The organism is Cyanobium sp. Cruz CV13-4-11 (assembly GCF_024346055.1).
GTDB lineage: Bacteria > Cyanobacteriota > Cyanobacteriia > PCC-6307 > Cyanobiaceae > Cyanobium.
Genome location: NZ_JAGQCH010000001.1, coordinates 1 through 13358, shown reverse-complemented (window position 1 = coordinate 13358; position 13358 = coordinate 1). Strand labels below are relative to the sequence as shown.

The following is a 13358-nucleotide window of genomic DNA, read 5'->3' as shown; positions in this document are numbered from 1 at the left end:
GTCGCCCTGGCGATCACGCGGCAGATCACATCCACATCCTGGGTGGGCCGGATCTACGGCCTGGCCGGATCCGTGATCAACAGGCTGGCCACCGCCCCGCCGACAAACACCAGTTGCTCGAGCAGGGCCTCTCCCAGATGCGCAGCCGCCTGTTCGAGCAAGGAGACATTGGGGTCATTGGGGTTCATGGCTGCCGCCGCGCACCGCATCAAACAGGGCCAGCAGCTCCCCCAGCGCCGGGTTACGCGCCGCCGCCTCTGGGACACTCGGGTAGAGCGGGGTGAAGGCGAGGCCACGGGTCGTGCCGTTCTTCCACGGCCAGACCGGCGGCGGATCGTTTCCCGGCCGGATCTGCGCCTTGAGGGGGGAAGCGGCGTACCCGGTTGGGGTACCACGGGTCATCCCGCCCTGGCTGGCCGGGAAGCAGTAACGGGCACCGTGCTGGAGAAACAGCCGCAGCGCCGTACGGATCACCTGTGGCTTGCCATCGCTGGTCTTGACAGCCAGCCTGGCCACCACCGCCCGATCGACAGCCGCATGGGCCTCAGAGGCCGTGATGCCCAGTTCGGCGCCGAGGGCGGCGTAGCTCGGTGCCGACTTGAACGGAAGCGCCAGCCGCAGCAGCACCACCGGATCCTGGGGGCGCAGCACGGGCTGGGGATTGGAAGGGAAGCGGGCCAACGACATGCCTCATTCGCTATTCGCGAATAGCAAATACAAGCCGCCTGGTGGCCGACGCCCTGGGCCTGGAGCACCCCGCCAGGGAGGAGGCAGCCATCCGAACGATCGAGCCACTCAGTCCCACCACCTCCACCAGCGTTTGCGGCTCGCTGATCTGGCGTGGCGGCTGCGGCCGCAGCGGCAGCGGCAGAGCTGGTGCACTCCCGCTGGCAGCTCCAGGGGAATCGGACCCGCAGAAGGCGGAGCCGATTCAGCCATGGCATTCACAGCCACAGCCGGCGTGGCAGGGCTCACCGTTGGGGTGCCCTTTGGCGCAGACCTCGCTGCAGAACAGCAGGGCGCCGTCGCGGAACGGGCTGTCCGCCTGCACCGTGCAGTGGCAGCCCGGGCAGGCGCACTGCAGCATGGCGGGTTTCTCGAGGGTCGTGGTCATGGCCTGTCCTTGCACTGTGCCGATGGGCCCAGCCTGGTGCCGCCGGCCCCGGGGAGGAACGGCTTGCCGTACTGACAAGCCGGGCGGCTGGATCGATTCGTCAATCAGAGCCTTCGACCAGGGCAGCGCGAGTCATGGCCCTGCAACCGGCCCTAGCCCTTGGCTTCCCATTGGCCCCCTTGCCCTCCAGCGTCTGGTGCTGATCGGTGCGGGTGTACACCTTCACGGTGGTGTGAATCCGGGGCGCACCCATGTCGTGCAGGACGTATGGCGGGCCTCGATGCTTGGAAGACGGGCGCCCACCTCAGACGAAGCCCCGTCGTTGAGTGGGGCTTTCGTTTTTATCAGCAGGTTCTTATCCAATGTGTCAGGAAGTCTTCGCTCAAGATGGGGTACCACCCAAGAGCGACCACCGCATCTACAGCCCCGCACAGTTGGTTAGCCACTGACGACGGCCCCGCCCCTTGGCCACCTGGTCGCAGCGCCCGTTACGCACATCCTCCAAAGCACACGATCCCGTTGACACAGCGGCCTGGGGCGTCGATCGCCGGCAGGCTCGGACAGGGCGGTTGGAGCAGCCCCGCTCCCAGTGGAGCTGGCTGAACATGTACTAGAAAGGGTATGTGAAATGCGTTTTGACGATGACAAAAGACCAACTTCAAGAATTGCTGCTCAAGCTCAAAGACGATACTGAGTTTCAGGGAAACTCAAAAGTGCCACTGATCTTGATGATGCTGTAACACTTGCCAAGGAGGCGGGATTTGATGTCTCCAAAGCCGATTGGCTGTCAAACAAGCGCCTCATCGGTGCCCATTTGCTATGGGAGTGGAGCTGGATCTGAACAGGGGGGGGCAGAGGCTGCTGCTGAACAGCATCGAGCCTCCCGGCCGATGGAACCGAAATCACCGGGACCTGGTGATGGTTGTGAGTCATGCCACCGAGATCAGCGCCGGTGAATGGGTCACGGTCTCGGGCCAGTGGGTCAACGGCCGGAACCACGGGCAGCAGTTCAAGGCCTCCAGCCAGTGCATGGCGACGCACTTTGGCGTGTCATACCCCATTCCTGTGCGTCCTCGGGGGGAAGTGGGGTGAGGTCTTGGGACGGGGCGCTGACACCGCGACCCTGACCGCCATGGGCGTCGATCCCATGGAGGCCCTGGCCTGCCTGACAGGGCGGACACGCCACCAACAGGCTTTGCTGAAATCCCCCCTTTCGCAGAGCAGACAATGATGAGACGGGGCAGAGCCCTGTCCGGCCAGTCCCGGTTGTCCGGCTCAGGGGTGGGAGGCTTTTCGAGGGCTGACTGCTGTAAGTGGAGCGATCCAACCGACGAGGGCGACCCATGCCCCCCCCGCCATCAGCCCTGACACGGGTGGATCAACAGCACCCAGAGGGGGAGAGGCATGGCCGGTATGTTAAGATTCATAAACATGCACCTGCTTCGTGTTTCCCGCCATTTTTAGCTTCTTGTTTGCGATGCTTACGTTTGTCCAGGTTCCTCAGTGGGATAACGACTGGACCAAATGTTCGGTTTCAGTGCCTGACACCGCATGCCATTGGTATATTGTCAACCCTGACAATACCTTTGGAAAGGGCTTTAGCTGGATTACGGCTCCAAGTTACGACGTAGAAGCCCTCAGAAGCATTGGCATTCAGCACGACTATACAATTTCACAAGGACATCAGACGACCGTAGAGCTCATGAATGCCAATACCGATGTGAAATATGGTGATGACTATTGATTAAGCAATCAAGAATCTACATCTAACAAGAAGATCCGGTCTGGCTTTTCTCGACAGTGAGGTTGTCTGGCTTTTCTGGACAGGGCCCATCGTCAACTTTGAGGCGGGGCACCACCCCCGGGCAAACGCAGCACCCTCAGCCCCGAGAACAAGGCCCGAGCCCAAGTCTTCCGCTTTCGGTAGGTCGCCATGGAGGCGATCAGTGGTCGCAAGCCGCTCCTGGCTATCGCCGCTGACGGCACGTAGCGCCTACTCCAGGTGAGCCAGTGGATGGGGCAGCTCCTGGGCGGCGCCAGCGCGTTTCCACGCAGGACAAGAAGCCTTACGCCATTGAGCCAACGGTGCAATGGGCTCGGGGGGGGCTAATCCGCTTACTGCCTGAGGTCGACGGCCTGCGGCAGTCGCCGCTGCTGATCGAGAGTCCGCCGTCTGGGCAGCGCTCACTGACGCCGTTCTCGGCAGCCAACTCAGCTAGGCCGCTGCCCTGGTGAGGAGCCGCCGGCCGTGCTGCTGGTGCCCCGCGACAGCCCCCAGGGGCTGCTGCCCTACGACGGCTGGATCCACCTGCCCAAGCCGCGCCGCTCGGTCGCCGACCCGGACGACCGCAACTACCTTGATGTGCCGGAACCGGAGTCGCCGCCAGAGGGAAGTGGAGCACGCTCAGCCGAGCAGCTCGGCGGCGATGCCCTGCTGCCGGAGCAACGCCACGGCCTTGCGATCAAACGACACGAACGTGTCGCCACCCAGCCACTGACCCTCGTGGGCGATGACGGCATCGGCGAAATCACCGCCGGCCTCCAGCTGCAGCAGCCCCACCTCCACCGCAGCCCGATCGAGGCTGACGTTGCCCGCCGCCATCAGGACGCGGATCGCGGCGACGATGTCGGCCACCGGGAAGGCGTACACCCGGCGCAACACCCAGACGAACTCACACAGGGCCGGCAGCGCCACGGCGATCTGCTCGGCACCGCGCAGCGCCGCGATGGCGACATCCGACTGGGAGCGATCATCACCCACCACCGCTCGCACCAGCACGTTGGTGTCAGCCGTGATCCTCATGGCTCGCCAGCCCATCCGGCCGCAGCGGCGGCCTGGATCTCCTCGAGGCTGGCCACCTTGCCGCTGCGGCCCGCGAGGTGGCCGATGAAGGACTCGATGCTGCCGGGGGGCTGCGCGGCACGCACCTCGATCCTGCCGCCGGGGAGGATCGTCACCTCGATCTGCTGGCCTGGCTGCACCCCGAGATGGCGCAGCAGCTCGCGGCGGAAGGTGACCTGGCCCTTGGCGGTGACGGTGAGGGTGGTCATGGCTCAAAACGCCGACGAACCAAGCGTAAGGCGTTTGACCCTTACCGCAGGCCTGGCTCAGCTGCTTCCCGCCCATCGCTACCGGCCGTGCCCAGCCAGTAAGGCGATCCGCCTTACACTGCAACCATGGACACCGTGACCCTCTCCTCCAAAGGGCAGCTGACGATCCCCCGGCAGATGCGCGAGGCCCTCGGCCTGGCACCGGGCGCCAGGTTGCAGGCCTCGATCGACAGACACGGCCGCCTGGTGCTGGTTCCCTCGAAGTACGAGCCGGAGGACCTCTTCCGCCATCGCCCCACGGTGGATCGGGTGCTCAGCCTGGAGGGCATGGACCGCGCCATCGCCGCTGCTGCCAGCCGTGAAGACCCTTGACACCAACATGGTGGTGCGGCTGCTGATCGGCGACGATCCGCAGCAGACCACGATCGCCGAGCGCGCCTTTCTGGAGGCCATCGCCAGCGGCGGGGTCTACCTGCCGGATGTGGTGCTGGCGGAAGTGGCCTGGGTCCTGCGGGGTTACGACCTGGGTCGCTCCGAGCGCTATGGGCTGCTGGAGCGGTTGGTGCGCACCCGTGGCGTGGTGGTGGATGACATCGACGCGGTGATCAAGGCGCTGGATCAGTTCCGCCAGGGCGGCGATCTGGCCGACCAGCTGATCCTGGCCCGAGCCGCCAGCGCCGGAGCCTTGCCGGTGCTGAGTTTCGACAAGCGCTTCGCCGAGCAGCAGGGCGTTGCACTGCTGCTCGGCAGCTGACAGGCGGCATTGATCGGCAGCCTGGCGGCGATGGCCTCGAAAACCTGCTCGAGGATTGAAAGCGTCGCTGCTGCCGGCTTGCTCAAGGCGGTGGCCACCGCAGCAGGGGCGCCTGGCAATAGCTGGAGTGGACGCAGCCCGGATGGGGCGTCCGCTTCAACCACAGCCGTGATGGGTGGACCCGCAGCCGCCGCTGGTCTGCTTCGAGCAACCGCAGCAGTGGCCGAACCAGCCGCCCGCTGCCGAGGAGGACGACAGCGACTCCGACGACGAGGACAGCGACGACGAGGAGCTGGAGGAGGACGCGGGCAGCGTCGATCCGCCCAGCGCAAGACCAACCAGCTGGGGCAGTTCTCCAAGATCAACCCCGAGGATGACGAACACCTCAAGGAGGCCGACCGCCAGAAGGAGCAGCTGGAGCACCAGATCGCCCACCGCGAACGGCAGGTCGGCGGCGAGTTCTGCCTCGCCCAGGACAGCAACGGCCGTGACCATCGCCGAGTTCGGCGGCAACGGCAACATCAACAACCTGAAGACCATGTGCCCCTCCGAGCTCTACCTGGCCACCTTCGCCAAAAAGCCGGTCGTGGCCCATCTCTGAGGGCCACCGGCCTCTGCCAGGCACAGCCGACTAACAGCCATCAGCCCGGCACCATCCGCGTGCGCACGTACCCGGTGGGAAACGAGACAACGCGCCGGTCACGGATCCGTGGCCGGCTTTGCTTTGGCGGCGCAAGCCAGCGCAACAATGGAACCACACGGGATACATGGCCGCCACGATTCAGACACGCGCGCCCCAGAAAACGCACGATCGAAACATCAACAAACGACGATCAACATTTGGGGTATATACCCCCAAACACCAAAACCCCGCGCCAGTCGCTTCTGAAATCTGAGCAATTCTGGACATCGGATGTTCATCGAATGACACCGGGACGGACTGGCCCCTTGCGGACAAGCCGATGGGACGACTCGACGCAGCCAGCTGCTGGCGTGCTGACAGCGAACGCAGCCTTGGCCGAGCACCGCAACGGCACCGGGCACCGTGCGGCTGGCACATCCATGAAGCCAGACGATGACTACAATGGTCAGAGGCAAGGACGAGGCGATGCAGAGCTGGCCGATCCACGAAGCCAAGGCCCGCCTCTCGGAGCTGGTCAAGCGTGCCCAGAAGCAGCCCCAGGAGCTCACCTCCCATGGCGAACCGGTGGCGGTGGTGCTCTCCACGGAGGCCTATCACCGCCAGCAGCACGCAGGGGAGTCGCTGGTGGACTTCATCCGCCGCTCACCGCTGGTGGCTGCCGACGAGCTGGATCTGGATCGCCAACCTGACCTCACCAGAGATCTCGATCTCGGAGCTGCGCCGCCGCGAGCCGGAGCCCCGGGTGGTGCACTGGTTTGAGCAGCACCCATCGCACCAGCTCTTCCTGAGCGTGCTGACCCTGGGTGAGATCCGCCGGGGTGTGGAGCGGCTGGCGGAAAGCGAGCGGCAGCAGGACCTGAGGCGCTGGCTGGAGCAGGACCTGCCGGCGTTTTTCTCAGGGCGGGTGCTGCCGATTGATGAGGCCATCGCCCACCGCTGGGGCCGGCTACTGGCGGAGATGGGCCGGCCGTTACCGGCGATCGACAGTCTGCTGGCGGCCACGGCCCTGGAGCACAACCTGGTGCTGATCACCCGCAACCTCAAGGATGTGGTGGACCTGCCGCTCACGGTGGTCAACCCATGGCAGGCGGATGACAGCCGTTGATCACGCCAACTCCTCAAGCTCCTCTTTGAGGGCGAGCACCGCGGCAAACACCGGAGCCCACTCCTCCAGCACGGCCTCGCGCTCGGGCGAGCAGGGAGCCGTCAGCCGCCCTTTGACGTTCAGCTCTTCCAGCTGGACACGCAACTCAGCGAGTCGTTGCCTGCGGGCCTCCATGGCGTTCGCCTGCGGTCGGTCCAGCCTTGCGGATTGGTGCCGCCACGGCGCAGCGCAGCGGCAACCTGTGATTTCTTCTGATGGGACGGCTCAGACGGCCCAGCGCAGGGGCTGCTCCGGATCGGCCTCGGCCCGCTCGCCGGGATCGATCAGATCCCACCAGGCACCGGGGCACAGGGGCTCGATCGGCTCAGGCTCCTGCCACTCCCCGGCAGCCACGGCGGCCTCCCAGCCGCTGATCACCGCTTCCTGCTGGGGATCTTCCGCCTCGGAAGCGGCTTTGCGCCCAGGATCCTCGGCCTTGCTGGCGGCCCAGGCGGCAAGACTTGCCTGCAGGCGCTGCAGGGCGGCACCGAAGGCGCGGGCGGCCTCAACGCTGAGCTCAGCGGCGAACCAGAGCACGGCGTTCTCCCCGCACACGCGGGGATGGCCCGGTGTGAATAGCCGGTCTCCGGGTCCAGATTCTCGTTCTCCCCGCACACGCGGGGATGGCCCGCCTTGGCGCCCGTAGAGCCACCGCCCGTAAGGTGTTCTCCCCGCACACGCGGGGATGGCCCGGTGTGGCGAAGCTCCGGCAGCCTCTCGGCCACCGTTCTCCCCGCACACGCGGGGATGGCCCGAAAGAGCTGAAGGCACGCAAGCTGCAGTTCCGCCGTTCTCCCCGCACACGCGGGGATGGCCCGTGCTCGGGGCCGATGGTGATGCTGCGCAATCCGTTCTCCCCGCACACGCGGGGATGGCCCGTGGATATGGTTCGGCAGCAGCTTACCCGAACCGGTTCTCCCCGCACACGCGGGGATGGCCCGGCCGACCGGCAACGCATCCAGAACATCCTCTCCGTTCTCCCCGCACACGCGGGGATGGCCCGGGGCGCCTCGCCGGCTGCTATCGCCTGCGCGAAGTTCTCCCCGCACACGCGGGGATGACCCGCAGCTCACCACCCTCGAACGACAGCTCACTGCCGTTCTCCCCGCACACGCGGGGATGGCCCGAGCATGAGGCGCGTTCTGGTCGCCGCCTGGGGCGCGTTCTCCCCGCACACGCGGGGATGGCCCGTCGATGCGCCGCGTGCTGGTCGCCGCCTGGGGCGTTCTCCCCGCACACGCGGGGATGGCCCGTCCCGCATCGAAGCGTGCGCCGCCGAGGAGTTCGTTCTCCCCGCACACGCGGGGATTGCCCGGAAGGCGAAGCCCGATCCAAACGCGAGAAGGAGTTCTCCCCGCGACACCTCCACTACCGCTACTGCCTACCCTGGCTGCCGGTTGACCACGGGAGATCGCCATCGGACGCCGCACCCGATCCCAGGCCGCCGGCTTCAACGCTGCGGAGCAAACCCGCGAGCGCGGCGCTCTGCCGCCGGGCCCCGAGCAGCAGCTTGTGGAGAAGCTGCGGCGCATCGAGGCCCTGCACGCCCGGCCCGGCAGTGAGGGGGAGCGCTATGCGGCCGAGCGGGCCCGCGAGCGCATCCAGGCCCGCCTCAAGCAGCTGGAGGCCGAGGAGCCGCCGATCGAATTCCGCTTCTCCCTGGCGGATCAGTGGTCGCGCCACCTGTTCGTGGCTCTGCTGCGCCGCTACGGCGTCCACCCCTACCGCTACCGCGGCCAGCGACGCACCACGGTGATGGCGCGCCTGAGCCGGGCCTTTGTGAATGAAACGCTCTGGCCCGAATTCCTGGAGCTGCAAAGCACCCTGGTGGCCTATTTCGATGCCCTCACCGACCGGGTGATCGAACAGGTCCTGGAGGTGCGGGCCGGCGAGGCTGAGGAACAGCCTGAGGCGGCGCCGGCACTGGCGCCCCAAGAACACCAAGAGTCGTTGCTGTAAGGGGGGCTGTGGCTGTGGTGCTTTGGCTCAACGTTCAGGATCAACGGCAGGAAGGAGTTTGAAGCTCTCACCAATCTCTGTAAGTCCCGCACCCTGGATCCCGTTGTTAGACAAGATGATTAACTCGTCATCCCCCAAGGAACTACTTGATCTTGACCGAGAAAACGATTAAATCGTGTGCGATCGGAATATGCACCGATGTACTCGATAATCGCCAGAAGAGAAAGCTCCAAGTACTGCAGACCAAGGTGCTTTGCTTCTAGCTTTGCCATTTTTCCTAATGTGGCCAGTTCTCTCCTTTTGACCGATGTGGAATGAATAATGTGATTACGGACTTTTACAATCGCATGAACACCATTTTCAGCACTCCAAGCAGCTGTACCGCTCTTTAGATGCTCAAGATGCACGGGAAAGGCTACAGGGATGCGAAAGAGTGACAGCATATCCTCTAAGTTCTTTGCGGCTCCATCATGTCGATACATTGTTTTACTCTTGCACTCGTGCCTGTCAACCAATATCAACCATGCCAAAAGCTCAAGTCCAACTTGTGCCTTTACAATCGAAGACTCCAGTGTATCGGCTGTGTTAGCATCAACATACCACTCAATAGCGTGACGAAGACCATCTCCCCAGTCAGGGTCTTGAAGCAGCTGGTGGAAGCGGTTGAAAGCAGCGCCAGCATCCTTTGGCTTCAGTCTTGGGAACCAGGATTCTACATTTTGCCATGTTGTTAATCTAGAAGGAGAAAAGACGAACAGCGGCATGCCATCAATGTCCGCGAATGGAAGTACTGGGCCCACCCAGAATCCCCTACAAAGCCCTAGGAAGTAAACTTAGTGTCTCATAATCTTCCATGTTTAGCAGCATTCCGTCAGCCTTGGATACCCTGCCGATGTTTGTAATTCCAAATCCGCCATTCGCCTTCAAGTTGTCTTCTAGCTCTTTATGCCTCTCTTTGAGATCAATAGCAATTTCATAGCCTTCTATGCTTAGTCGCCACCTACTCCTCGCCATTGCGAGTGGTTTGCCGGAGAACCTGACTGGCTCGCCGAAGTAAGAACTGAAGTTGGTAAGTAGGAAACGAATTTCCCCAAGCTCTCCACCAGGCAGCTTTGGCCGTAGAGTTTCATTGAGAATTCCATTAACCTCTGTGCTGCTGGAAGAACTCTTGCAACATGCATTGGCAATCAGAGCTTCCGTGGGTTCGTACCTCTCAACACAAAGAGTGTGACACTCCATTATGTCAACCCTTGAGGGTCCTGAGAAAACGCCTCGAAATACAACTCGAGGCCTAGGCAACCATAAGAAACTTACGTCCCCTGATCCGTAAAGCGTCCTGCTATCGCAATTTAATGCGAGCTCGCCACTAAAGATAGGGATCGGCTCATTAGGTGATAAGGCATCAAGTGGCGAAGTCAATGCAAGCGGAAGTGCGGCAAAGGAATGATGCATATCTTCAATGACTATGTCTCTTTTTCGCTGTTTTAGTGCTCGTCTAGCAACAAGCGTACTAACCATGGTTACGAGTAGGAAGAGAGCGACGTATTGGAGCCTAGATGGATGCAGCACTTTTCTCAACTCGGTTTAACTTGTTATACGGTGAATTCCGTGAACTACGGACAGGCGTCACCACTTTCCGAGAACCACGGCTGAAGCCAAGCGACCACGAGACGACAAGCCAGTTGGGCCAAAGGATATTAGCTTCAACTCCAAAGACATGGCCATGGTTCTCGGACACGAGAACCAGCTGTGTGATTTGCTTCACCATGTCCACGGGGGGGGTCAGACCCAACCAGCCTCCGTATGCACTCATGGGAGTAGATCACAGTCGTGCTGACCCCGGTTAGCCGGAAGTGAGCTTGGTCCGTGCTGATGACCTGGCTCGGCTCCACGCCGGTGCCTGAAAAAGGGGGCCAAAGCCCCCTTGGGCTCAGAGCACCGAGATGGTGGAGCCCTTGGCGCCCTGCAGCTTGCGGGCGATCTCATGGGCCTTGGCGGCCGGCACGAAGCGCAGCTTCTTGACGGGCTTGCCGCGCTTGCCAAAGAAGCGGACTTCGCAGGGGCTGGACCCGCCCTTGGGGCCTTCGGGATAGTGATGCTCGATGACACAGCGGATTTCGCAGCTGGGGCCTTGTGGTGCAGCCATGGGAGGACTGGCGAGGGACGCGACAGGACCGCCCCGGCGTGGCCGGTGAAGGCAAGGGGCCGCGCAGCGGCCTTGCGCAGCCCTTGCCGAACCGCAAGCCGAGGGCAACCTGTGACGCGCCCTTGCTGTCGCCGCCCATCTGCCCGCAGCCCCGGCCCTGTGCTGACGTGCAGCGTTGATCGCCCGTCGCTGAACGAGACGAGGACCTGGCGTGGCAAGAGCTTCAGGTAGCGGGATGCCTTTTCTCCGGCTGCACAACTCCGCTCTCCCTAGGCCCCGTGCCGCCATGCCTCCCTCCACCCGTGATCTGTTGGCTGCAGTCCTCGGCGAGCGACCGCTGACGAGCGAGGCAAGCGTCGTGGCGACCCCCCACCCGCCTTCGGCAGCGGCAGATCCCTCCCCCGGCCCCTGGCGCGTCACCGCCCAGATGCATGGCGGCCGGGTGCAGATCAGCAACAACCGCGAGAGCCGGGTGGTGCGCAAGCAGGAAGTGGAGGTGTACCTGCGGGGCCACGGCCCTGCCGGTGCGCCGCAGCGCTGAGCGCCCTGGCAACAGCTGGTGAGGTTTGCGCAGCTGGAGATGGCCCGCCACCAATCCAACAACACCGGGCCGATCATGGCCCTGGTGGCCGCTGAGATCGCCGTCCTGCTGGCCTTCGTGGGGGTGTGCGAGCTGCGGGCGTCTGGCCCCGCGATCTGCGAGCACCGCTGGAGCCTGGTGCTGCCCAGCGTCGCCCTGGTGGGCCAATCGGCCGCCACTTACTTCATGGACAGCGGCCGTGGCGGCAGCCACCCCGACCAGCCCCGCAACACCCGAGGCCAGTTCACCCCCCGTCGCCGTGTGGATGAACAACGTCCAGGCTGAAGCCGCAGGTGGCTCTGGACATCACTATGGCCAGGGCTGCCGCTGCGCCATTCATGAAGACCCGTTGCCGCCAATGAAGACAGGTGTCGATCACCTAGAACGTCTTGCCCGCAGCGGTGGGTTGAACGATGGTGATGGCACAGGGATTCGGAGGCTTCAGTGATGGAAGACAGCCCCCCGCAGCAGGCGTCAGGAGCGCGCTGACGATCCGGCCCCTGCTCCAACACTCTCAACGGATCTCTGACGTTCCAGGCGTGTCACGCCGTCGCCGTTCACTGCACCGCCTTAGGTGCCCCGGACCCAACGGAACGTCCCACTAGACACCTGGCCCCAGGTGCCAGCGCCAGCAGCTCCGAAGCCTCAACCAAACACTCCTGAAGCCCGGGGCCAACGCTCCGGGCTTTGTTTTGGTCATGGGGCGCCTGCATCCATCCAATGACTGTTAGAGGAAAGACGGCGGCGCGATCTGTCTCCGATGCGCAGCAAGCCACGCACCGCTGAGCTGGGCGACTCAGCTGGGCAGCCCGGTGTCCTCGACCTCCTCCAGCCGGCAGAGGCATCGGAAGCGCAGGGCGACCAGCTGGTCATAGAGCGGGTTGATCTTGCACATCGGCGGGATGTGGACCAGCTTCCAGCCGAACAGCTTCACGTCGCGCTCAAAAGGGCACTAGGCGGGGATCAGCCGCACCAGGAAGCGGGCGACCTCCGGATCGGAAGGCTCGAGCGCATCCATCCAGCGCCGCACCGCATCGAGGCGCCCTGGGTGCTGATGGGTGTCACAGCAGACGGCGCTGGAGCCGTCGCGGATCATCGGCGTCTTGAGCAGGTCTTCGATCAAGACCTGGCCCACCTGAAGCACGTCACTCCAGTGCCGCAGCCACTCACATTCGATCGCGCTGAGATGGCCATCGGCCAGGGCCACCAGCACAGCCGAGCGCAGGAACTCTTCCGCAGTGGGCGTGCCGACCCCGAAGCGGTGGACCAGGGCCCCGTCGCCGGGATGGTGCAGATCCTCGAGGGTCAGACCGGGGAGATCCCTGGTCAGCTGCTCCGCCAGCAGCCGTTCCTCTGCAGGGGAGAAATCGCCGTCGGCAAGCGCCAGCTGGTGCAGCGCAGCGAGCCACAGCCGCCGTCGCGCCGCTTTGGCGTCGAGGCCGTCGATGGCAACAGGGTGGCCCATGGGATGCGTGAGGCCGGTGAAGGACATCCGCCGCAAGTCAGGCGGTGAGGAGCCGCACGGCAGGCAGCCACCCGCCCCATTCTGAGCTCGCAACGACCATCAGCAGTGCAAATCGATCCGCCATGGGGCCGCTGCCGCGCAGCAGGCCCCTGCTTGAACAACCACGGCGATCCTGGGGTGGCTGAGAGTTGTCCCAGCAGCCAAATCAGCGGCCCTCAGGCCCCCAGCACTTGGCGGCGCTGGGCTGACGAGGAGCTCGCACTGGCGGCTGACCGTGAGCTCACGGTGGTCATGATCCACCAGTTGGCGTAGTTCACGGGCATCAGAGCTGCTGAGATTTTTTTTTCAGCCACTCCAACTCCATCTGGAGCTTGCCGCCGGGTAGCCCCGGGGAACTGCCCCCCGAGGCCCCCACAGATCCGGACGTGACACTCTCGCGTCATCCGGCTCCTGTCATCCAACCGCCACCACACCCGCAACGCGCCAGTGCACGAATAGACCC

20 protein-coding genes, 2 pseudogenes and 1 CRISPR repeat array are annotated in these 13358 nt (G+C 63.9%); of the genes and pseudogenes, 9 read left to right on the top strand and 13 right to left on the bottom strand.

The genetic code is table 11. The features are described 5' to 3' along the window. Positions 1-53: 53 nt before the first annotated feature. The 3 genes from KBZ12_RS00105 to KBZ12_RS00095 all read right to left on the bottom strand — a co-directional run bounded on the left by KBZ12_RS00105 (position 54) and on the right by KBZ12_RS00095 (position 1114). On the bottom strand, positions 54-188 hold the full coding sequence (locus KBZ12_RS00105; RefSeq protein WP_254955569.1) for a hypothetical protein: 135 nt from the start codon (positions 186-188) through the stop codon (positions 54-56). Beyond that, positions 175-681, bottom strand: coding sequence for a hypothetical protein (locus tag KBZ12_RS00100; protein ID WP_254955568.1), 507 nt, complete (start codon positions 679-681; stop codon positions 175-177). The genes KBZ12_RS00105 and KBZ12_RS00100 overlap by 14 nt, the downstream gene beginning before the upstream one ends. 250 nt (positions 682-931) lie before the next feature. After that, a complete protein-coding gene (locus KBZ12_RS00095) occupies positions 932-1114 on the bottom strand; it encodes a metallothionein (RefSeq protein WP_254955567.1) in 183 nt (60 codons plus the stop codon). Positions 1115-1826: 712 nt separating this feature from the next. Here KBZ12_RS00095 and KBZ12_RS18595 point away from each other — a divergent pair. Together KBZ12_RS18595 and KBZ12_RS00090 are read left to right on the top strand one after the other, a co-directional pair. After that, positions 1827-1955, top strand: a pseudogene (locus KBZ12_RS18595) (Nif11-like leader peptide family natural product precursor); the annotation flags it as partial. A 603-nt stretch (positions 1956-2558) separates the two neighbouring features. After that, a complete protein-coding gene (locus KBZ12_RS00090) occupies positions 2559-2858 on the top strand; it encodes a hypothetical protein (RefSeq protein WP_254955566.1) in 300 nt (99 codons plus the stop codon). Between the two features lie 660 nt (positions 2859-3518). Here KBZ12_RS00090 and KBZ12_RS00085 read toward each other — a convergent pair. Then, positions 3519-3917 carry a type II toxin-antitoxin system VapC family toxin gene (locus KBZ12_RS00085; protein WP_254955564.1) on the bottom strand — a complete coding sequence of 133 codons (399 nt, stop codon included), beginning with the start codon at positions 3915-3917 and terminating at the stop codon, positions 3519-3521. Next, positions 3914-4165 (bottom strand): AbrB/MazE/SpoVT family DNA-binding domain-containing protein, encoded by a 252-nt coding sequence (locus KBZ12_RS00080; protein WP_254955562.1) that lies wholly within the window; start codon positions 4163-4165, stop codon positions 3914-3916. Before KBZ12_RS00080 ends, KBZ12_RS00085 begins: the two co-directional genes overlap by 4 nt. A 126-nt stretch (positions 4166-4291) precedes the next feature. Between KBZ12_RS00080 and KBZ12_RS00075 the strand changes: the two genes are divergently transcribed. Then, complete coding sequence (locus KBZ12_RS00075) at positions 4292-4537, top strand: AbrB/MazE/SpoVT family DNA-binding domain-containing protein (RefSeq protein ID WP_254955559.1); 246 nt, start codon at positions 4292-4294, stop codon at positions 4535-4537. Further along, entirely contained in the window at positions 4524-4919 is a 396-nt protein-coding gene (locus tag KBZ12_RS00070) for a PIN domain-containing protein (protein WP_254955557.1), read from the top strand. The genes KBZ12_RS00075 and KBZ12_RS00070 overlap by 14 nt, the downstream gene beginning before the upstream one ends. Positions 4920-5075: 156 nt before the next feature. Here KBZ12_RS00070 and KBZ12_RS00065 read toward each other — a convergent pair whose 3' ends face one another. Further along, positions 5076-5414, bottom strand: coding sequence for a hypothetical protein (locus tag KBZ12_RS00065; protein WP_254955555.1), 339 nt, complete (start codon positions 5412-5414; stop codon positions 5076-5078). A 580-nt stretch (positions 5415-5994) separates the two neighbouring features. Between KBZ12_RS00065 and KBZ12_RS00060 the strand changes: the two genes are divergently transcribed. After that, positions 5995-6321, top strand: coding sequence for a type II toxin-antitoxin system Phd/YefM family antitoxin (locus KBZ12_RS00060; protein ID WP_254955553.1), 327 nt, complete (start codon positions 5995-5997; stop codon positions 6319-6321). After that, on the top strand, positions 6305-6667 hold the full coding sequence (locus tag KBZ12_RS00055) for a type II toxin-antitoxin system VapC family toxin (protein ID WP_254955551.1): 363 nt from the start codon (positions 6305-6307) through the stop codon (positions 6665-6667). The genes KBZ12_RS00060 and KBZ12_RS00055 overlap by 17 nt, the downstream gene beginning before the upstream one ends. On the opposite strand, the gene KBZ12_RS00050 is transcribed toward KBZ12_RS00055, so the two are convergent. Both KBZ12_RS00050 and KBZ12_RS00045 read right to left on the bottom strand, forming a co-directional pair. Beyond that, a complete protein-coding gene (locus tag KBZ12_RS00050; RefSeq protein WP_254955548.1) occupies positions 6668-6841 on the bottom strand; it encodes a hypothetical protein in 174 nt (57 codons plus the stop codon). Positions 6842-6931: 90 nt separating this feature from the next. Continuing rightward, positions 6932-7243, bottom strand: a complete 312-nt coding sequence (locus KBZ12_RS00045; protein WP_254955547.1) for a hypothetical protein — start codon at positions 7241-7243, stop codon at positions 6932-6934. A gap of 3 nt (positions 7244-7246) precedes the next feature. Next, a CRISPR array of direct repeats spans positions 7247-8021; the repeat unit is 29 nt; unit sequence GTTCTCCCCGCACACGCGGGGATGGCCCG. 197 nt (positions 8022-8218) lie between these two features. Here KBZ12_RS00045 and KBZ12_RS00040 point away from each other — a divergent pair. Beyond that, positions 8219-8665 (top strand): hypothetical protein, encoded by a 447-nt coding sequence (locus KBZ12_RS00040; RefSeq protein WP_254955546.1) that lies wholly within the window; start codon positions 8219-8221, stop codon positions 8663-8665. 119 nt (positions 8666-8784) lie between these two features. Here the strand turns inward: KBZ12_RS00040 and KBZ12_RS00035 are convergent, their stop codons facing one another. From KBZ12_RS00035 to KBZ12_RS00025, 3 genes are all read right to left on the bottom strand, one after another. Further along, positions 8785-9429 carry a hypothetical protein gene (locus tag KBZ12_RS00035; protein WP_254955544.1) on the bottom strand — a complete coding sequence of 215 codons (645 nt, stop codon included), beginning with the start codon at positions 9427-9429 and terminating at the stop codon, positions 8785-8787. A gap of 46 nt (positions 9430-9475) precedes the next feature. Next, the gene (locus KBZ12_RS00030; protein ID WP_254955543.1) at positions 9476-10183 is read right to left on the bottom strand and encodes a hypothetical protein; all 708 of its coding nucleotides are present in this window, start codon (positions 10181-10183) and stop codon (positions 9476-9478) included. Between the two features lie 412 nt (positions 10184-10595). After that, positions 10596-10811: a hypothetical protein gene (locus tag KBZ12_RS00025; protein ID WP_254955542.1), complete on the bottom strand. Its 216-nt coding sequence runs from the start codon at positions 10809-10811 to the stop codon at positions 10596-10598. 286 nt (positions 10812-11097) lie between these two features. Between KBZ12_RS00025 and KBZ12_RS00020 the strand changes: the two genes are divergently transcribed. Both KBZ12_RS00020 and KBZ12_RS00015 read left to right on the top strand, forming a co-directional pair. Next, positions 11098-11352 carry a hypothetical protein gene (locus KBZ12_RS00020; protein WP_254955540.1) on the top strand — a complete coding sequence of 85 codons (255 nt, stop codon included), beginning with the start codon at positions 11098-11100 and terminating at the stop codon, positions 11350-11352. Positions 11353-11370: 18 nt separating this feature from the next. Further along, positions 11371-11676, top strand: coding sequence for a hypothetical protein (locus tag KBZ12_RS00015; RefSeq protein ID WP_254955539.1), 306 nt, complete (start codon positions 11371-11373; stop codon positions 11674-11676). A gap of 511 nt (positions 11677-12187) precedes the next feature. On the opposite strand, the pseudogene KBZ12_RS00010 reads toward KBZ12_RS00015, so the two are convergent. Continuing rightward, a pseudogene (locus tag KBZ12_RS00010) lies at positions 12188-12331 on the bottom strand (Mo-dependent nitrogenase C-terminal domain-containing protein); the annotation flags it as partial. Positions 12332-12343: 12 nt separating this feature from the next. Continuing rightward, positions 12344-12856, bottom strand: coding sequence for a TerB family tellurite resistance protein (locus tag KBZ12_RS00005; protein ID WP_254955538.1), 513 nt, complete (start codon positions 12854-12856; stop codon positions 12344-12346). Positions 12857-13358: the final 502 nt, after the last annotated feature.